This window comes from Pseudomonas triclosanedens, from assembly GCF_026686735.1.
Lineage (GTDB): Bacteria > Pseudomonadota > Gammaproteobacteria > Pseudomonadales > Pseudomonadaceae > Pseudomonas > Pseudomonas triclosanedens.
The window spans coordinates 5,134,480-5,151,283 of record NZ_CP113432.1; the positions used below are offsets into that span (position 1 = coordinate 5,134,480).

20 protein-coding genes and 1 pseudogene are annotated in these 16,804 nt (G+C 60.0%); 2 read left to right on the forward strand and 19 right to left on the reverse strand.

What is annotated here, in order from left to right:
* Window positions 1-9: 9 nt before the first annotated feature.
* From OU419_RS23770 to OU419_RS23825, 12 genes and pseudogenes are all read right to left on the reverse strand, one after another.
* Window positions 10-1,002, reverse strand: a complete 993-nt coding sequence (locus OU419_RS23770) for a phage integrase (protein ID WP_254476609.1) — start codon at window positions 1,000-1,002, stop codon at window positions 10-12.
* Entirely contained in the window at window positions 999-2,291 is a 1,293-nt protein-coding gene (locus tag OU419_RS23775; protein WP_254476608.1) for a hypothetical protein, read from the reverse strand. The genes OU419_RS23770 and OU419_RS23775 overlap by 4 nt, the downstream gene beginning before the upstream one ends.
* A 239-nt stretch (window positions 2,292-2,530) precedes the next feature.
* Window positions 2,531-3,820: a zonular occludens toxin domain-containing protein gene (locus OU419_RS23780; protein WP_268172348.1), complete on the reverse strand. Its 1,290-nt coding sequence runs from the start codon at window positions 3,818-3,820 to the stop codon at window positions 2,531-2,533.
* A gap of 3 nt (window positions 3,821-3,823) precedes the next feature.
* A complete protein-coding gene (locus OU419_RS23785) occupies window positions 3,824-4,180 on the reverse strand; it encodes a DUF2523 family protein (protein WP_254476845.1) in 357 nt (118 codons plus the stop codon).
* A gap of 3 nt (window positions 4,181-4,183) precedes the next feature.
* The gene (locus tag OU419_RS23790) at window positions 4,184-5,470 is read right to left on the reverse strand and encodes an attachment protein (RefSeq protein ID WP_254476844.1); all 1,287 of its coding nucleotides are present in this window, start codon (window positions 5,468-5,470) and stop codon (window positions 4,184-4,186) included.
* Between the two features lie 147 nt (window positions 5,471-5,617).
* Entirely contained in the window at window positions 5,618-5,860 is a 243-nt protein-coding gene (locus OU419_RS23795; protein WP_254476843.1) for a major capsid protein, read from the reverse strand.
* 12 nt (window positions 5,861-5,872) lie between these two features.
* On the reverse strand, window positions 5,873-6,121 hold the full coding sequence (locus OU419_RS23800; protein WP_254476820.1) for a hypothetical protein: 249 nt from the start codon (window positions 6,119-6,121) through the stop codon (window positions 5,873-5,875).
* Between the two features lies 1 nt (window position 6,122).
* Entirely contained in the window at window positions 6,123-6,344 is a 222-nt protein-coding gene (locus tag OU419_RS23805) for a hypothetical protein (RefSeq protein WP_254476819.1), read from the reverse strand.
* Window positions 6,345-6,360: 16 nt separating this feature from the next.
* Window positions 6,361-6,774 (reverse strand): DNA-binding protein, encoded by a 414-nt coding sequence (locus OU419_RS23810; protein ID WP_254476818.1) that lies wholly within the window; start codon window positions 6,772-6,774, stop codon window positions 6,361-6,363.
* 223 nt (window positions 6,775-6,997) lie between these two features.
* A complete protein-coding gene (locus OU419_RS23815) occupies window positions 6,998-7,204 on the reverse strand; it encodes a hypothetical protein (RefSeq protein ID WP_254476817.1) in 207 nt (68 codons plus the stop codon).
* A gap of 3 nt (window positions 7,205-7,207) precedes the next feature.
* Window positions 7,208-7,543: pseudogene (pflM, locus tag OU419_RS23820) on the reverse strand (lysogeny maintenance protein PflM).
* Between the two features lie 17 nt (window positions 7,544-7,560).
* Window positions 7,561-7,833 carry a hypothetical protein gene (locus tag OU419_RS23825; protein WP_045217776.1) on the reverse strand — a complete coding sequence of 91 codons (273 nt, stop codon included), beginning with the start codon at window positions 7,831-7,833 and terminating at the stop codon, window positions 7,561-7,563.
* A gap of 641 nt (window positions 7,834-8,474) precedes the next feature.
* Here OU419_RS23825 and OU419_RS23830 point away from each other — a divergent pair.
* Window positions 8,475-8,807 (forward strand): hypothetical protein, encoded by a 333-nt coding sequence (locus tag OU419_RS23830; protein ID WP_254476816.1) that lies wholly within the window; start codon window positions 8,475-8,477, stop codon window positions 8,805-8,807.
* Window positions 8,808-8,877: 70 nt separating this feature from the next.
* Here OU419_RS23830 and OU419_RS23835 read toward each other — a convergent pair whose 3' ends face one another.
* The 3 genes from OU419_RS23835 to OU419_RS23845 are packed head-to-tail and all read right to left on the reverse strand — an operon-like array spanning window position 8,878 to window position 11,542.
* The gene (locus tag OU419_RS23835) at window positions 8,878-10,014 is read right to left on the reverse strand and encodes a nucleotidyltransferase family protein (RefSeq protein WP_254476815.1); all 1,137 of its coding nucleotides are present in this window, start codon (window positions 10,012-10,014) and stop codon (window positions 8,878-8,880) included.
* Complete coding sequence (locus tag OU419_RS23840; RefSeq protein ID WP_254476814.1) at window positions 10,004-10,645, reverse strand: Cap15 family cyclic dinucleotide receptor domain-containing protein; 642 nt, start codon at window positions 10,643-10,645, stop codon at window positions 10,004-10,006. The genes OU419_RS23835 and OU419_RS23840 overlap by 11 nt, the downstream gene beginning before the upstream one ends.
* Window positions 10,646-10,684: 39 nt before the next feature.
* Entirely contained in the window at window positions 10,685-11,542 is an 858-nt protein-coding gene (locus OU419_RS23845) for a restriction endonuclease (RefSeq protein WP_254476813.1), read from the reverse strand.
* Window positions 11,543-11,987: 445 nt separating this feature from the next.
* On the opposite strand from OU419_RS23845, the gene OU419_RS23850 reads away from it, so the two are divergent.
* Window positions 11,988-12,269: a hypothetical protein gene (locus OU419_RS23850; protein ID WP_254476812.1), complete on the forward strand. Its 282-nt coding sequence runs from the start codon at window positions 11,988-11,990 to the stop codon at window positions 12,267-12,269.
* Window positions 12,270-12,399: 130 nt separating this feature from the next.
* On the opposite strand, the gene OU419_RS23855 is transcribed toward OU419_RS23850, so the two are convergent.
* From OU419_RS23855 to OU419_RS23870, 4 genes are all read right to left on the reverse strand, one after another.
* Window positions 12,400-13,398, reverse strand: a complete 999-nt coding sequence (locus tag OU419_RS23855) for an isocitrate/isopropylmalate dehydrogenase family protein (protein ID WP_254476811.1) — start codon at window positions 13,396-13,398, stop codon at window positions 12,400-12,402.
* Between the two features lie 78 nt (window positions 13,399-13,476).
* Complete coding sequence (can, locus tag OU419_RS23860) at window positions 13,477-14,121, reverse strand: carbonate dehydratase (RefSeq protein ID WP_254476810.1); 645 nt, start codon at window positions 14,119-14,121, stop codon at window positions 13,477-13,479.
* Window positions 14,122-14,184: 63 nt separating this feature from the next.
* A complete protein-coding gene (locus tag OU419_RS23865) occupies window positions 14,185-15,429 on the reverse strand; it encodes a C69 family dipeptidase (RefSeq protein ID WP_254476809.1) in 1,245 nt (414 codons plus the stop codon).
* The gene (locus OU419_RS23870) at window positions 15,404-16,795 is read right to left on the reverse strand and encodes a flavin monoamine oxidase family protein (RefSeq protein WP_254476808.1); all 1,392 of its coding nucleotides are present in this window, start codon (window positions 16,793-16,795) and stop codon (window positions 15,404-15,406) included. The genes OU419_RS23865 and OU419_RS23870 overlap by 26 nt, the downstream gene beginning before the upstream one ends.
* Window positions 16,796-16,804: the final 9 nt, after the last annotated feature.

A 16,804-nucleotide genomic window follows, 5' to 3' on the forward strand; every position in this document is an offset into this window, starting at 1 on the left:
CACAGGATTTCATGTGGTCAACTTGTAAGCAGCTTGAGCAATAGGTGACAAGCGCCTAGCTGACTCCAAATGCTCCGGCGACAGGTGCGCATACCGCATCGTCATCGTGATCGACGAGTGCCCCAGGATCCGCTGCAGCGTAAGGATGTCCCCTCCCCCCATCATGTAATGGCTCGCGAAGGTGTGGCGGAGGATGTGGGTCAGTTGGCCCGGCGTCTGGAATCCACAGCGTTCGTAGGCGCAACGGAAGGCGGCGCGGCAGGACATGAACAGACGGCCGGTTCCGGGCATGCCCACCTTGAACATCAGTTGCTCCAGCTCGACCGGGATAGGCACTGAGCGGCTCTGACGGTTCTTCGTCCGGTGGTAGTGGACCTTTCCCCCATGCACGGCTCCACGGGCGATGCTCTCGGCTTCTTCCCAGCGGGCACCTGTGGCGAGGCACAGGAGAGCGACCGGGTACGTGTGGTTGTTCGTGCTGGCCTTGCACTCTTCAAGAAGCTGGGCAACCTGATCCAGGGTGAGGAAGGTCAGTTCGACCTGATCGGTCTTGATCTGCCGGACGTTGGCCAGCGGGTTTGCCTTGTGCCATGAGCCGAGGCGGATCAGCTCGGAGAAGATCGCTGACAGGTAGCGCTGTTCATGGTTGACCGTCTCCGCTTTCACCTCGTTCAGACGACGCTGTCGGTAGCGTGCCCACGCGAGCGAATCGAACTCGAAAGCTTGGGGATCGCCTAGACGTTCGACCAATGCCTGGCAGCGCGCCAAGCGCTGTTTGCCATCTTTCAGGGTGCAGCCGTGAAGGTCGTACCAGACTTTCACCAGATCGGAGAGGCGATCATCCAGCCGGCGGCCCGTCTCGCCCAGGACTGCGAAGAAATCCTGTTCATAACGGATCGCGGCAGACTTGGTAGCGAACCCCTTCTTGCGGATCCTGCGACCAGAGCGACCGTTCTCGTAGAAGTCAGCCGTCCACGTCCTCCCATCCTTGCGCGCGGTCATATCGCATAGCCGCGCCTGATGTAGCGATCATTTATGAGTCCAATGACGTGCTTTTCGAGGTCGCGAGTGCTGTAACCCTTGGCGGTGTAGTGATCCTCGATCACGTGCCAAAAGGGCAAAGTACGCCCGACCTTTAAGGCTTTTTTTGGCGGGATACGCTCCCGTGCGATGAGGCTGGCGAACTGCCCCAGGAACATCTCGCAGTTCTTGCCGGAGAAGCCCTGGGCGGTCTTGTAGTAGCGGCGGTATTCGGTGCGCTCAATGAGCGGATCGGCTTCCACCTGGACCTTGGTGTCGAGGCTGATCAACGACCAGAAGGCATCGAATATCCCCTCCCGAGAAATCAGCTTGTAGTTGTCACAGGCGTACTGCCACAGGCCTTGCAGGTGAGGGCAGAGACCCTCATAGGTCCGGCAGCCGATCACCTCGCCAGAGGACATGGTGGAGCCTTCGGAAAACTGCTGGACGATGGAGTGGTGATAGCGGAATTCGATACGCCACACGGTCTCCAGCGGGTTGAAGGCGGGGTCACCATCACCGAAGGGATCCCCGTTCAGAGAGGCCCAGACCGACTCCCAATAGTCGAGTTTGTCGGTGGCCCGTGCCTGTAGCGTCTTGTTGTACAGGCACATCTGCAGGCCGTTGGCCGAGCCGAACATGAAGGTCTCACCACGCCCGTAGACCGAGGCGTTGCCGTCGTATTCGATGCGGTCGATACCGCTGATCTGGCGTACGCGCCGTGACCGGCAGTGCATGCGATCCATGAAGTCCACTGGTGGGGTCCAGCCCTGCACGTCGAGGGCGATATGGACGGCGCATTGGTTCACTTCGCAAGCGGCCAACACACCAGCGGCGAGATCATCCATGACGCCTTGCAGGATCTTCGGGTCGGCGCCATCCAGGGCATGCGGCGACACTTCGATCTTGAGGTGGGGACCGATGTTTTCGAGCTTCACGTTATGGTTCTTGATTAGCAAGATCAGCCCCATGTCGGCGTTCTGGAGCCGGTACTGGTAGCCCGAATCTCGCCCTACGCGGCCCTTGGCCCACTGGTAGCCAGCGAAGTGAACGAGATCCTCCGGCTCATCGAACAGCGCCATGACTTCCGGGCGAATCATGCCGTTGTACAACTGCCGTACGGTATCGACGCCGCAACGCAGCAGACGCACACCCGACAGGTCGGCAAATCTGCCGTTGCTCGGGTCCATGAAGATCCGTCCTTCGGACGACTCATAAAAGTCCCCGTTCTCCTTGAGGATCAGGCGGAGGGGATGAACTGCCTTTTTCATTCTTCTTGCCCTTCAATGAGGTTTATTGAGGTGCTTACTCGTTAGCTATCCGACGTGTTACAGGGTCGTCGGCCGCGCCTTCGGCCTACCGCTCGTGCCTTGCGCTCCCGGCCGGCGGCGCGGCTCGCCGACTCAAAACGGAAACGCCGCCACCGGCTGCATCACCTGCAGGGCGGTGAGAAATCCGAGGGCGTAGGCGAGTACGAGCAGCCCAAGGGCGTTGATCAGGCCGTGCAGGGTCATTTGGCGTTCCTCCAGGGGCGTGAGGCGTATTCGGTATCGGGCACGATGGTCAGCGCGCCAGGTGCTGCGGGCGGGGCGCTGGCAGGCGCGGTGAGGGGTGCGTTCGGTAGTGCGGTCGGTATCGTGCTGGCCAGGTTCAGGGCCTGTTTGCCGCCACAGGTGACGGTCTGCTTCCACCTTTCGTAGGCCAGTTCGGCCACGCATTCGCCCTTGGCGGTGACGTGGTAGCCGGAGCCGATCAGTTGCCAACTGGTCAGTTCCAGGTGGCGGCCTTCGGGGTCATCCAGGGCGAGCAGGTAGAGGTCGCCCCTGGAGGGGCGATAGGCGTGGGCGAGGATGCTGATGCGCCGATCAGCAAAGGGATGGGCGCTCAGGTCAGCAGTCGCACCAGTTGCCCCAGCAGGTAGAAAACCAGCAGGAAGAAGCCCAGTCGCAGCAGGACGCGCCGCAGGAGCCACAGCAGGGCCTTGCTCAGTGGGCGCATCAGCAACAGGCACAGGCTCGGCAGTGGCCGCAGCAGGCTCAGGGCGGAAGAGGCTGCCAGGCCAATTAACGATGACATAGCCAACAGAGCCGGCCAGCAGTGCCAGTAGAAGAACCAGCTTAGGCGACCGGAGCAGGCTTTTGCCGGCCTTGGTGTCCTGGGTCTTGCCGGTGGCGGTGGACTGGTAGAGGGCGAAGGTCTGCTTTCGGATTCGCTTGTATTCGATGATGGTGCCATCGGCGGGTGGCCGGTTGAGCTGGGCGTCATGCTGGGCCTCCTTGTAGCGACCCGGGATGCCGATCACGGCGAGGTTGGAATGCCGGTAGGCCATCTCGCAGGTCATGCGGATGTCGTCGCGGATGTAGCTGATGTTGGGGGTGGTGAGGACGATGTCCCAGTTGAAATGCCGGTGGCGGGTCCAGGCATCCAGCCAGCCCATCGGTCTGTCCGCCTCATGGGCGGCCTCGGGACCGCCAGGGAAGTCGAACTTCTCCAGGTCCTTCTCGCGCCAGGACTTGGGAAACAGCAGTTGGGTCTCATCGAAGATCAGGAACGCGCCCCGCGGTGCCCACTGGAACCAGGTGCGCATGCGTTCGAGGTCGGCCAGCGATTCGAGATCGAGGTTGATGATTTCGGCGGTGTTGGGCAGGTCCGGGAAGACCGTATAGGCCCGCTCCAGGGTGAAGCCGCGCACGTTGGTGATGATGACGCGGCCTTCCTTGAGGGCCGGGACGGCATCGTCCTGTATGGCGCCGGAGGTTTTGTACGAGCCGTTGGGGCCGTGGTGAATCTTGATGGACATGCTTCACCTCCCGATGATCGGCACGAAGCGCATGCAGAAGCGGGTGGCGGCAGCGGTCATGATGATGTTGAGCGCCTGGGGAATACCGAAGAACGCCAGGCCCGCCGCAATGGGGGTCGGGAGCGCGGCGTACATGCCCCTCACCATCGCGGGGATGCCCAGGCCATCGATCAGCTCGCGCGCCACGGTGAAGCTGACTTCGAGCAGCAGGATGAAGGTTTGCAGGGTGCTGTAGATGATGGCCTTGGTCACCACCACCAGGCCGTCTTTGACGAAGTCGTAGATGCCTTGTGCGAAGAAGTCCCAGATCCACTGGAAGAAGCCGATGATCTGGTCCAGAAAGCCGGAGAGCCATTCCATAAGTCACTCCTTCAGGATGATGAACGCCGCGATCAGCGCGGCCATGAGCAGCAGCGCCAGACGCAGGTAGGAGAGTTGGGAGGAGTAGTCGGCGACGCACAGGCGGTAGGATTTGCCCCAGACGTTGATGGCCTCACAGGGCAGTTGGCCGCCGCCGGTGGAGAGCTGGAGATCGAAGGCGCCCTTGAGCTGGTCGATGCTGCCCTTGACCGCGTCCTTGAGTTCTTTCTTGGCGTCCTGAATCTTCTGGTCCCATTCCTGGTTGGCCTCGTCCCAGCTACCGGCCTCGGGCTCGCTCAGGGTGCCGGAGGGGCCTTGGCCCTGGCAGCCGTTGGGGTCTTTGGCGGGGTCGCATTGGCCTTCGCCTTCACCCTCTCCGTCGCCGTCTCCGTTGCCATTGCCGGAGCCATCGCCGTCGCCTGTGCCGTTGCCGGTTCCATCGCCGTCGCCTGTGCCGGAGCCGTCGCCATCACCCGAACCGGAGCCATCGCCACCGCCGGGATTGCCGCCACCTGAGTTGCCATCACCCTCGCCCTCGCCGCTGCCATCGCCCGGGTTGGAGGGGTCGGCTTTGACGCAGGTGGTTCCAGACCATGCCCACCCCTCCGGGCAGCCGGGGTCGTTGGGATCGGAGGGCGGTACGGAGGGGTCGGCGGGGTCGGTCGGCGGGTTGAGCTGGTCGCCGGTCTCGGAAAACTGGTAGGCGTCGGCGGGGCAGTTCTCCCCGGTGCCATTCAGGATGTAATTGCAGAAGCCCTGGGTGGTGGAGCCTTTGACGAAGTAGCAGCTCGTGGAGCGCCCCGTTTCGCTGGTGTACTGGCATTGCTCGTAGCAGGCCGTGGGGGCGCCGCTGTCGGCGATGTAGTTGCGGCCACCGGAGCTGATGACGGGTGAGTCCGGGCCCTTGGCGGGGAACGGTTCGCCCTGGGTCCCGGTGCAATCACGTGGGGGCGCTTTGCAGGCGCCGGTCTGGGCGTCGTATTCGGTCCCTTCATCGCAGCCGTTGCCGCCGCGAACAACCAGGCCCAGGGAAAAGTCAGGGGAGGCGCTGCTACGCCCACGGCAGTTGGCCTGTTCGGCGGAGAGCATCACGAACTTGGTGTAAGTGCCTGTCGGCATGTCCGGGTGCGCGGCATTCCAGCGTGCAGTCGAGTCCTGGCAGGCGGAGAAGATGTCGGGATATTTAACACTCCCCCCGGCCTCCAATGGCTTCCAGTAATAGGACTCCGCAAGACTGGTGCGGCTGATCAGGAGCAGCAGAAACAGCGCGGCGGCTACGAGACGAGACATGGCAGTCTCCAGGGAAAAAGAACCCCGCCGAAGCGGGGTCCAGGTCCGGCTACAAGGTGAGTGGGGTTAGAAGAATTCGCCGCAGCGGTACCCGGTGATGAAGGCCCCGGCGAAGAACGCCCCCAACCACACCGACCAGAGCACGGGTTACGCCTTGCGCAGCATGCTGTAGATCAGGCCGGCTACCGCCAGGATGACCAGGGCGCCCACAACGGCGGTGCCGATGGTTTCCATGTTGGTCTTGCCGGTGTCGATGGCCGATTCCACCGCGCTGGTGTCGATGGCGAAGGCCGGCGCGGCGCTGGCGGCAGTGACGGCCCCGGCAATGCACAGGTTGCGGAACGAGCGGATCGGGTTGAACTGGGCGATCTGTTGTTTCATGCCTTTCATGGTGTTTCCTCTCTATCTGGCTTTACGAAGAAGTGACGCGACCCAGCCAGTCAAAAGCCCCGTCACGAAGGCTCCCAGGACGCCAGCGGCACCGATGCCGAAGGCTTCCGGGGAGAAGCCGCCGTTGACCAGCAGGTCGACGTAACCTGCGGCCTTCGGCGGAATGAGGTAGGCCTGTTGCCATTCGAGGTGCAGGCACTGCATGAGGCCGTCCGCCGTGGACGCCCAGCCGGTGCAGACCTGAATGGCAACCACGCCCATGTCAGCGGGTCGCCTTGCGTGGCTGGTCGCACCAGCTCCAGAAGGAGCGCAGCACGAACCACCACAGGGCAAGGAAGGCGAACGCCGCCGCGACCACCGCAATCACGGCATCCAGCGGGTAGGGTTCGAGGAATTCGCGCAGCGCACGCACGACCGGCGACACGGCGCAGAGGATTGCCACGTACAGAACCCAGCCGAAGGCGAAACGGAGCGGCGCTTTCATCTACCTACCCTCGCCGTCAGGACTTGCTGGAGTCGGAGGGTTTCTCAGCGGCGGGCTGAGTCGGGCGCGGAGGCTGCGGTTGGGCAGCCGGACGGTTCGGCGCAGGGGTGTGCGCGTCCTTGCCGGTGGCCAGCAGTTCGGTCAGCACCTGGGTGTTCTTGGTGTTGCCGAAGCGGTCCTTGGTCGGGCGCACCACGGTGGCAAACTTGCAGAGCACCGGGGAGCCTTCGAAGACGATGCCGTCGAGCAAGGTCGGCTCGATGTCGTACTGGGTGATTTCGAAGCCACGGGCATTGCCGCGTGCGCCTTCGGGGATCGGGGAAATCGCCTGGACGCTGGCGTAGATCTCGCCGGAGGTCTTGGAGGTGAAGGTGTCGGTCTGGGTGACCCACAGTTCAACGACTCCGCCAGTGGTTGCAAACATGTTCATGTGAAGCTCCTTTGCCTTTTTCGGGCATGAGTTGGCCCGCTGCTGCAAATTGGGCGCGTTGGTGGCCGTCTTTTAGCGGGTGGGGTGGTGCCTGGGTTTATGGGTGGTGCGTGCGGTGAGTGGGTGAACACCAAGGGCGCTGCCCTTGTCATCCCGCTCTTGCCGCCGAGGGCTCAGGAGCGCGGGGCGGTGGAGCTGCCCCTCACTCCCGAGCGAAGGCTATTCAGGGCGGGGCACGGTCAAGGGTGCGCTTCGCCCGGCGCTCCGTTTGTCCGAACGGGAAAGCGCGTTCGGACAAGCCGGGGCGGCGGCCCTGGACCGGTTTGGCCCAGGTGGGGAGGGTGTGGCGAGCGAGGTAGCGCCCCACCAGTGCACCGATGATCAGCAGCACGGTCCGGACGATCAGGTGCGGGATCGGATTAAAGGTCATGGCTCAGCCCTCCAGCTCGAAGGGTTCGCGGATCGGCACGAAAGGAGTCGGTTTGCCGCTGTCGTAGACAACGTGTCAGTACTTCGGGGGACGGAGCGCGGGCATGTGTTTCGCGCAGATAAAACCCGGTTCCACCCGGTACGTCGAGTGGATCGAGCGCCACACGCCCCCGACCTTGGCCATCGTGGTAACGACCGTGAAGACTCGCGTAGGGCGGCACTCGGTGCAGGGTGTGGATCGGGAGGGAGCGGGCTTCGCCAGTTCGCGACGGGACCAGCAGACAGAGCAGTCGCAGTCCGGCGCATGCGGTTGATGCAGATAGCGGTTGAGCGGAATCACGGCGCGGCCCTCCCCGGTTACTCATCGTCGTAATCCCCTTGGCAGAAGATCGACTTGCCCCGGTCAAGGTCGCGGCGGATTTTGTGGAGGTTGATGACGCGGCGGCGGCCAATCTTGGCGGTCGGCACGGTCTTGGTTTCGACCCAGCCGCGCACCACGTCTTCGGTGATGTCCTCCAGGCCCAGCATCTGAGCGAATACCGCCTGGGAGCAGAATGGAGCGGTACGGAAATCCGTAACCTTTTCCATCGCACCTGTGACGGTAAACCCCACTATTCCAGACTCTTCCATGCGAACCCCCTATAATCGCGGCTACCTGCACATATCGAGCAGGTGGAATATTTCCACAAGACATGTGGAATATTACCACTCCCCGCGAAGAGTGGAATAATTCAACATCCTTTTTTTAGACCAATATGGAATCAACACAGGAAAGAGTGCGCGTCTTTATGTCTAAGCTGGGTCACCGTGAGGTGGGCCTCGCCACGGGCATAAAGGAGGAACGGTGCAAAACCATTCGGTACGATAAAAGGGCAAACCTCCGTACCAATGAGCTCGACCTCATTGCAGAGCACTACCCTCAGTACTCTCTATGGTTGCGTACGGGCAGGGTTGACCCAGCTAATGGGGAAATTAGCCCTGAGTACGATGAGGCTGATCGAAACTTGGTCGGACAAGACGCGGGATAGAGATAACTCAGACGGTCGCTAGGCGTTGGTTTGCCCGAGAGAAATCCGCCAGGGAGAAGTGAGGCAGAAGTAGCAGGTATAAGCCTGCATAGACCAGCAAAAGGCGATGAGCATGACCAGGGAATAGGCAGCGCTCTACTTTTAAGCAATTTCCTATTGGCACAGGATGCTGCAAGCATATGGTCTGGCTAAGCCCCCTATCAGCCTGGCTTAACCAACCTTCACTACAAGGACGTGAACCAGATGAAGACCATCCTGACTAGCCTCACCATCCTGAGCTGCTGCTCCTTCGCATCCGCGGAGGACAAAACCGCCCTCGCCGAAGCAGCCGATGCGATGAAGCCGATCATCGACGTTCCTGCCCAATATCTTGAGAAGAGCATCATGCAGAGTCTTGCCAATGGCAAAGGTCCGCTGGCAGAAGGCGCGAGGACAAACCTCAAGATGCAAGCTCAGCGCGAGAAGGAAGCCAGCCGAGACGCGCGGAAGTCCATGAAGGAATGCATCAAGCCAGGAAACGTCATTGATGATGACGTCAAGGAATGCACCGAAGGATTACGGGAGCGGAGCTGGTAAACCCAATTACGCAGATAAAATACAATAGCAATTGGCCTACTAGCACTCTGCCAATAGGCCATTTCTATACTCAATTAATCTTCAACGAGCTTACAGCTTGCCGGCTTTTAACGAGATCTGGGTATAGAGAGGATGCCAAAATCTGACTATTCTCCTTCGCTACTGACTCAAGAAGATCATTAATCTCGGAAGACAGCCTACCAAGAGCAACTAATTTTTCAGACGTATCAAATATCTTCCTCGACTCATCTGGAACCAGCAGTGACTTTGCATACTCTTTATTATCATTTAGATTCTTCAAGTGCCTTTGAGTTTCAGCAAGAACACTAAGCTCGTAGTACCACGACAGACCGAGCACACTCATATCTGCGTAATACATGGCCGAAGCAATATCAAAACTAGAAAGGTCGATTTTTCTACCTTCCTCCTCTGCGTCAGCTTTGACATTCTTGCAGAGTCGAATGGACTTCCTTAAGCCGCCTCGTGCAGTGTCACACCTATCACCAATTCTTTTAATGTGTAGAAATGGGAAATTATCAAGAGTGCAAGGAACACCTTTATCTAAAATAGTAACGGCACGATCATGCTCAGCCCCAGAGACCTGATAGGCAACGCAGTCGAACCAATGAGATGGAATCACATCAACTGGCCGAGCTAAGGATCCTCCTGAAATTTTAACTGCTTTACTACCTTCAATATTTACATCTGCTGCCGGAAAAGCATCGGGAAGAACCTCCTCAACAGCAGACCTTAGCGTTAAAAGAGTACCCAAAGAAGTTTTGTTTGCCGGATTTCCATATAGGCCAGACTTGCTTTTTGGCCCATGCACAGAATAAGTAAAAAGATCTCGATCCAGCGTCAACAAATCAACATCACTAACCCCTCGAATGTGGACATTCAAAGGCACAGAACCTTGCAAGCGAAACTCCACACCAAGGCCCTTCGCTTCCAATCTACTTTTTAGTTGACTCCCCACTCTCTCAGCAGTCTCAAGGCTAACTCTCGTATATTCAGGAGAAACCTCTTGCATAGCACCAAGCGCATAACGAGTATACGGCTTATCAGCTACTCGCCCCTCCCAGCCTTCTCTATTAAGGCTTTTCGTCAGGACAGAAATTCGCTCATCCAGCGCAATATTACTTAGCCTATCAGTCCCATTGCGGCGAGCACGCATGCGACTCAAATAATTATTGATATTAGCGACCATTCACTCTACTCCTTGTCAAAAAAATCTTCCCGAAGCTAACTCGCCCCCGGCCATTAAAGTACTCACCCTCCGCCTTACTTTCATCCTTGGAAAATATCAATTCGGCGAACCCAACATGCCTTTCTAAATCGCTCTCACCGAGCCTAGGTGTATTCTCGTAATTATAGAGCAATCTATAACCATCAATTTCATCATACATAACCGCAGCAGTAATGCTATTAGATCCCGACTGATCCGTTCGGAGCCCAACACGAATTTTGTCCCAACTCTGAACTATAAAAACCACGCCCTCCCATTCATAAAGAACATCGCCATCCATGTTCAGAGACTTTCCCTGACAACGCCATTCCCCAGCCAAATCTGGAATCTTCAAAAGTCCCCTGAGAGTTCCCACCCTCCAAATGTACTTATCAAAAACAGCATATAGAACGGCAAACACTGCACCGGCGCCAACCAGAGACAGCACCGCAGGAGGAACATTAACGGAAACATTGAAATTTCTCGCCAAATCAACTGCCGACAACAGCATAAAAACAACCACACCCGAAACTACCGCAGAGATCGATCCGATATACCGGCCAACCTTTGCTCTATTGACCCCACCCAACAAAGAATACTCATGCTCTTTCATATCTACTCTCTAGAAAATGGCCATATCCATCCCTAACCTTTACCCTATCCCCCTTACGCCGCGACAAACAGGAAACTTCGAGCATCCCCAGAACTCCTTCCCAACATTTAACCCGCGCCTTGCCGTCCTGATCTTCATTATTTCGTTGCAAACCGGACAGAGTGGAATTTCAGGCGGAGCAGTTTTTTGAGCGGAGTTACTAGCCAACGAAATAGTAGGCGTATCTTCAGAGTAATTAGATATCCAACGTTTCAGAAGAATCCCGTCAACTAGCTGAATATTACGTCCATCTGCAAACGCTTTGGCTTCTTGGGTGTATTTCCCCGAAGTGACAACAAAACCTCCAGCAGCTCCCTCCGCAGCCATCACACCGAAGAATTCACGGATCACTGTGACGCCAACGTTGATGGCCTTCCACTGCTTGCACTGAACCAGGTACTTGTCCGTTCCCAAATGCAGCACGAGGTCAACGCCACCATCCGGCCCATTGCCGCCCTTTTCAATAACGGTGAACCCCTTCCGGCGGAAGGTCTCGCCCACCAGCAGCTCAAACTCGCGCCAGCTAATGCCTTCAATGGTTTGTCCGGACTCTCTTGCGTTCGCCACGTTTGCACGCAGCTTCTTACGTTCGGCTCTGGCAAGCACAGAGCCAATGGCGCCGATCACGAACACCGCAGGCAGCACGAACTGGCCGAAAAAGGCGAAGGTACGGATGAGTTGGCCAGCAACAGACTGCCCCATCTGGTGCAAGTCCTTAGGTACGTCAGGCTGGCTGCTGGCAATAAGATGAAGAATGAGCCAACTGCCCAGGGCAATGAGCAGGCTTACCCACCAGGGCAGACGACTGGCGATCTCTATGAGGTCTTCAATGGCCGAGGTTCTGCGGCGGCGAGCCATCCTTCTCTCCTTTACGCGTCCTTTCATGGCAAGAGGCCATGCAAGGAAGCTAGCGCGAGGCGCTAGTACCCGTAAAGAGTCTAGGGTGACTACATAAGGTGTATTGTCAGAAACAGCCGGTTTAAGTGAGGCCTTTTCGCTTCTGAAAGGCCCGATTTACGGGGCTTCAAGGGTGCGTGAGGTGCCTCTCATGCGATTCATAATGCTGATGTCCCAGGTTCAAGTCCCGGTGTAGCCACCATATCTCGAAAAGGAAAGCTGACCCCCCTTTTCCTTTGCCGATTTCTGCTCTTCGTGTCCCCCGCACCTCAACCGCTTGTACCACTCGTATCGCAAATGATCGGGCTCGTGTTGCGGTCGGTTGGTAACTCATTCAGATTTTCGAGACGAGGCGCCGCCTTGTTGAGTACGAGTCGCGCGGATTGCTATGGAGGGACGATCGAAGATGTGGAGTCTGCTGGAAGAAGCCGTAACGTACATCCTGGATATTCTGCTGGTGCGCCATGTGCGCCAAAAGAAGGGTCTTGCCGAAAGGTCAGTCGCTGAAGATGCAGCCAGGGTTGCTGACGTTTATCTCTGGGGCATCGTCGCCAGTGTTCTGGCCACTGCCATATCCCTGGTGCTCATCTTCATTTTCGACTGGCCGATTCTGTGGGCTTTCGCCTTGACCGTGGTGCCCACCGGCATCTACGCAGGCATCAAGTTCAGGCGACTGCTGACACAATGAAGTGCAAGGCAGTTGCGGAGATCGGTGGCTGCGGTTCAAGTACTCCCGAACGCCACCTGCCACGCCGGAATGGCGTTAGAGACGTTCCACCAATGGCATCCTCCGGCACCCACGCCAAGTAGAATCGCCGTCACCCCAACCGCTGCAATACCCCACGCCCAACCTCGCGCGTCGTCCCGATCCCGAAGTCCACACTGCCCTCCTCCTCCAGGAACACATCCACTGCCGCCTCCAGCCGCTCGGCCAATGCGGGTAGACGCCAATGGTGGCGCAGTAGCATTCCAGCACTGAGGATAGCGGCCAGCGGGTTGGCACGGCCGCTACCAGCTATGTCGGGGGCGCTGCCGTGGACGGGTTCGGCAAGGGCTATAGCGTCACCGAGATTGAGCGACGGCGCCATGCCCAGGCCACCGCCCCAGTGGCTGGCGAGGTCGGAAAGGATGTCGCCGAAGAGGTTGGTGGTGACGATCAGATCGAAGGCTTCCGGGCACGCCACCAGTTGCAGGGCGGCAACATCGACCAGGCGCTCGTCGAGGACATCGCTCCAGCCTTCTTCGGCCAAGGCGTCACGGCAAGTATCACGAAACAGGCCGCAGGTGAGTGGCAGGACATTGGCCTTGTGCACGAGGGTTATACGCCGGGCATTGCGCAAGCGGGCGAGCTCCGCTGCGCCGGCAGCGAGGCGCACGCAAGCGGAGCGGCTGATTACCCGCTCGGCGATGGCGACGCCGTCGGACTCCCAATGCTCGCGGCCGCTATAGAGCCCCTCGCTATTCTCACGCAGGATCATCAGGTCGACGCCTTGGCGCGGCGAGACCCGCGGGCGGGAACGCACAGGGCGCAAGTTGAGATTCAGCGCCAGCTCCTGTCGCAGGGTGAGGATTGCGCTGCGGTAGCCTTCGACGCGATGGCTGGGCGACGACACCGCGCCGAACAGCCCGGCGCCGCAGGCACTCAGGCTAGCCAGCGTCGTCTGCGGCACCGACATACCTCGGCGCTCGAAACAACCCCAACCCGCCTCGGCCTCTTCCACTTGCAGGTCGGGCAGCAGCCGCTCCAGAACTTCGATGGCCACCGGCACGACTTCACGGCCTATGCCGTCTCCAGGGATCACGCACAACCGACGCATTGCTAACCTCTGCTGCCCGGATGTTGTATCGATGGTCCACCCACGCCGGCCACTGCGCGGCAAAGGTGGATAGCCGCTTCACATCTGTTCGAGCGGACGCACGCGGTATTGCGGCGGCAACTGATCCAGACCGCTGACAGTGACGTTGAGGTTCTTCCAGCGGCCGTCCTTGATGCCGTAGATGCAGCCATGAACCGACAGCGGCTGGCCACGGTGCCAGGCGTTCTGGACGATGCTGGTGTGGCTGACGTTGGCCACCTGCTGAATGACGTTGAGTTCGCAAAGGCGGTCGACCCGCTCCTCTTCCTTCTCGAACTGGCCGAGATGGTCGCGGTACTCGTAGGCAAGATCGCGGATGGTTCGCAGCCAACCGTCGATCAGCCCGAACTGGCGATCCTGCAGGGCCGCGCGCACACCACCGCAGCCGTAGTGGCCGGTGACGAGGATGTGCTTCACCTTGAGCACGTCGACGGCGTACTGGATGACCGATAGGCAGTTGAGGTCGGTATGCAGCACGACATTGGCGACGTTGCGGTGGACGAAGAGGTCGCCAGGCAACATGCCGACGATCTCGTTGGCCGGCACACGGGCATCGGAGCAACCGATCCACAGATATTCCGGGGCCTGTTGCCGCGCCAGCTTGGCGAAGAAATCAGGATCTTCCCGCTTGATGGCCTCCGCCCAGCGTGCGTTGTTCTCGAACAGCTCCTGCAGATCGCTCATGTTCGGCTCCTCATCGTTGGCTGCCGCACCTTACGCAGCGCAGGCCGAGATGACAAGCCGCGCCTAGCGGGCCGCGTTCAGGCGCCACCAGCGCGAAGGACGCGGGGTTTCCTGGAGCGCCAGTTGACGCCAGGCGTCATGCCAGGCCTGGGCCTCGGCCGCAAGGCGCGGCCAATCCAGCGTGCGCCGATCCAGCGCCGCCAGCAACTCCGTTTCCAGCCAGCCATGACCGGCACGCAGCGCATCGGCGAAGCCGGGATCGGACAACGCGCGCTGGTGAACCGTCTCGAAGCGCCACCACAAGGAATCCTCCACGGCGGCATCTTCGCGGCTGAGCAGGGCCTCGCCAGCACCAGCTTCGAACCCCAGCGGCTGGAAGATCGACAGGCAGGGCGCCGAGGTGCCAGTCGCGGCCATTCGCGGCGAGTCGCCGTCCAGCCTGGCGATCAGGCTTGCAGTGGTCTGCGAAGGTCGCCAGAAACTGCCGGCATGCAGGCAGACCTGGCGATTGTCGTGCGATGAGAATCGATGCCCGCGATGACCGTGGCTACGTAGCGCGACCACCAGCGCCAACCAGTCGACCTCTGCCGGACAATGGGCGAGGAAGTCCTGATTGAGTTGACGCCTCTGCCTCGCTCCGGCAACCCAGGGCAGCACGCGCCCGTCGAATGCACGTGCGAAGTGGAAGTCGCCGCGACCGTTCCAAAAGCCGAGCCGGCGCGCCTGGCCTTCAAGGTTATCGCTGCACAGGTCGTAGTCCCGGCCAAGGGTCAGCGCATTGGAAATCGCCCAGCGCTCGACCCGCTTCGCCGCCCAGAGCTTCCCGGCGGTTTCCAGCACCCAGGCTTCGTCGCGGTCGGCGATGAGGAAGCTGTTGTCGTAACGCATGCGCTTGTTGCGATAGCCAGCCGCCCCGCCCTGGCCATGCCGTTCGAGAAGCTCGGTGATGACCGCCAGCGCCTCGCGCGCACTCGATGCGCGCTCAAGCCCCAGGCGCAGCAGGTCCATGCCCAGCAGCGCTTCGCCCTGACGCAGTGTGAGTCGGGTGAATACTGCTTCATTGCCGATGGCGACACCGCGTTCGTTTACACCCATTTCGCCGCCCCATAGCCACGACGGCTGGCTGAGGATCACCGCGTGGCGATTGGCAGTCTGCGGAATCTCCAGGTAAGTGGTGCGCACGCTCGGCATACGATCACCATGGACGGCTGGCAGACGGATCAGGCGTTGCGGCTCGGCGGGCTCGCGATCACTGTTCTTGGCGAACCAGGTGGCCCCACCGCTACGCAATACCAAGGTGTCGCACATAGTCCTCTTCTCCCCGATCGTCCCTCGCGCCGAGCACTTCCCGTGCCGCGCGCTCCCCAGCCTCTACGGCCCCATCGAAATAACCCATCCAGTGCGTCGCCGTTTCTGTACCGGCGAAATGCAATCTTCCATAAGGTTCGCGCAGGCGCGCGGCGCCACTGCTCCACAGTCCCGGCGGGAACAGCGCCGCATAGCAGCCACGGGCGAAGGGCTCTTCCGCCCAGGACTTGTCCACGTAATCGATCGGATGACGCGCCTCATCGCCGAAATAACGGGCGAAGCATTCCAGCACCCGCGTCCGGCGATCACCCGACAGCCGTGCATTCCACTGTCGCGCCTCATCGCCTTCGATGAAGCCGAGCAGCACACCGCGCGGCGAGCCGGGAACGCTGTTGTCGAAGGTCAGGCGTACCGGGCCCAGCTCGCTGGTGGCCTGCCCGGAAAGGCCGCGTTCGCGCCAGAATGGCTTGTCGTAGAGCGCCATGCACTTGATCACCGCGCCTTGCGGCAGGCGTTGCAGGAGTTGGTCCCGCCAACTGGGCAGCAACGGCTCCTGGGTGATACGCAACAGTTGCGTCGGTGGAATGGCGAAGATCACGTGCGCTGCCTGGTGAACGCCACGATCACTGATCAGATCGACGCCGCTGTCGCTCTGGCGCACCGCACGAATCGGCTCGCCGGTCTGTACGGCGTCGCCCAGTCGCTCGGCCAGCAACTGGCAGATGCGCTGCGAGCCGCCGAGAATGCGATCCTGCTGCGCACCACCTTCGACGCCCAGCAACGTGTCGAGGTTGTTGCCGCTGCGGATGTAGAAGAGTACGTGGAGGAATGAAAGGTCATGGGGACTGGCGGCGAACACTGCGCCGCACATCAGTTCGAAGACCTTGCGCCCGGTGGCGGTGCGCACGTTTCGGCGCAGCCATTCGGCGAAGGTCAGGCTGTCCCACAGTTCGGCCCTGGGATGCAGGCTGGGGTCGCTGAGAGGGACTTCCCGCGCCATGCGATCCAGGCGTACATGGGCTTGCAGTACGTCCAGCAGGACATGGGGGGCGAATTTGGGAATGGTGCCGCGATAGGGTTTCAGCCGGCCGCCGAACAAGGTGAGATTGTCGCCCTGATTCCATTGCGGGTAGGTCGACAGGTTCAGTTCGGACAATAGGGAATGGATACGCTCCTGGGTCGGGCCGACCCACTGGCCGCCCACTTCAACCACCTCGCCGCTGGCGAAGCTATGGTTGAGGGTACGACCTCCGACGCGCTTGTTGGCTTCCAGCACTTTCACCTGCCGTCCGGCCAATGCCAGACGCCAGGCCGCGGTCAGCCCGGAGATGCCCGCGCCCACCACGATCACATCGCTGCGATTCATGTCGCGACC

Coding starts and splice junctions, on each gene's coding strand:
- OU419_RS23770 (WP_254476609.1), bottom strand. CDS start 1,002: ATGACCGCGCGCAAGGATGGGAGGACGTGGACGGCTGACTTCTACGAG.
- OU419_RS23775 (WP_254476608.1), bottom strand. CDS start 2,291: ATGAAAAAGGCAGTTCATCCCCTCCGCCTGATCCTCAAGGAGAACGGG.
- OU419_RS23780 (WP_268172348.1), bottom strand. CDS start 3,820: ATGTCCATCAAGATTCACCACGGCCCCAACGGCTCGTACAAAACCTCC.
- OU419_RS23785 (WP_254476845.1), bottom strand. CDS start 4,180: ATGGAATGGCTCTCCGGCTTTCTGGACCAGATCATCGGCTTCTTCCAG.
- OU419_RS23790 (WP_254476844.1), bottom strand. CDS start 5,470: ATGTCTCGTCTCGTAGCCGCCGCGCTGTTTCTGCTGCTCCTGATCAGC.
- OU419_RS23795 (WP_254476843.1), bottom strand. CDS start 5,860: ATGAAAGGCATGAAACAACAGATCGCCCAGTTCAACCCGATCCGCTCG.
- OU419_RS23800 (WP_254476820.1), bottom strand. CDS start 6,121: ATGGGCGTGGTTGCCATTCAGGTCTGCACCGGCTGGGCGTCCACGGCG.
- OU419_RS23805 (WP_254476819.1), bottom strand. CDS start 6,344: ATGAAAGCGCCGCTCCGTTTCGCCTTCGGCTGGGTTCTGTACGTGGCA.
- OU419_RS23810 (WP_254476818.1), bottom strand. CDS start 6,774: ATGAACATGTTTGCAACCACTGGCGGAGTCGTTGAACTGTGGGTCACC.
- OU419_RS23815 (WP_254476817.1), bottom strand. CDS start 7,204: ATGACCTTTAATCCGATCCCGCACCTGATCGTCCGGACCGTGCTGCTG.
- OU419_RS23825 (WP_045217776.1), bottom strand. CDS start 7,833: ATGGAAGAGTCTGGAATAGTGGGGTTTACCGTCACAGGTGCGATGGAA.
- OU419_RS23830 (WP_254476816.1), top strand. CDS start 8,475: ATGAAGACCATCCTGACTAGCCTCACCATCCTGAGCTGCTGCTCCTTC.
- OU419_RS23835 (WP_254476815.1), bottom strand. CDS start 10,014: ATGGTCGCTAATATCAATAATTATTTGAGTCGCATGCGTGCTCGCCGC.
- OU419_RS23840 (WP_254476814.1), bottom strand. CDS start 10,645: ATGAAAGAGCATGAGTATTCTTTGTTGGGTGGGGTCAATAGAGCAAAG.
- OU419_RS23845 (WP_254476813.1), bottom strand. CDS start 11,542: ATGGCTCGCCGCCGCAGAACCTCGGCCATTGAAGACCTCATAGAGATC.
- OU419_RS23850 (WP_254476812.1), top strand. CDS start 11,988: ATGTGGAGTCTGCTGGAAGAAGCCGTAACGTACATCCTGGATATTCTG.
- OU419_RS23855 (WP_254476811.1), bottom strand. CDS start 13,398: ATGCGTCGGTTGTGCGTGATCCCTGGAGACGGCATAGGCCGTGAAGTC.
- can (WP_254476810.1), bottom strand. CDS start 14,121: ATGAGCGATCTGCAGGAGCTGTTCGAGAACAACGCACGCTGGGCGGAG.
- OU419_RS23865 (WP_254476809.1), bottom strand. CDS start 15,429: ATGTGCGACACCTTGGTATTGCGTAGCGGTGGGGCCACCTGGTTCGCC.
- OU419_RS23870 (WP_254476808.1), bottom strand. CDS start 16,795: ATGAATCGCAGCGATGTGATCGTGGTGGGCGCGGGCATCTCCGGGCTG.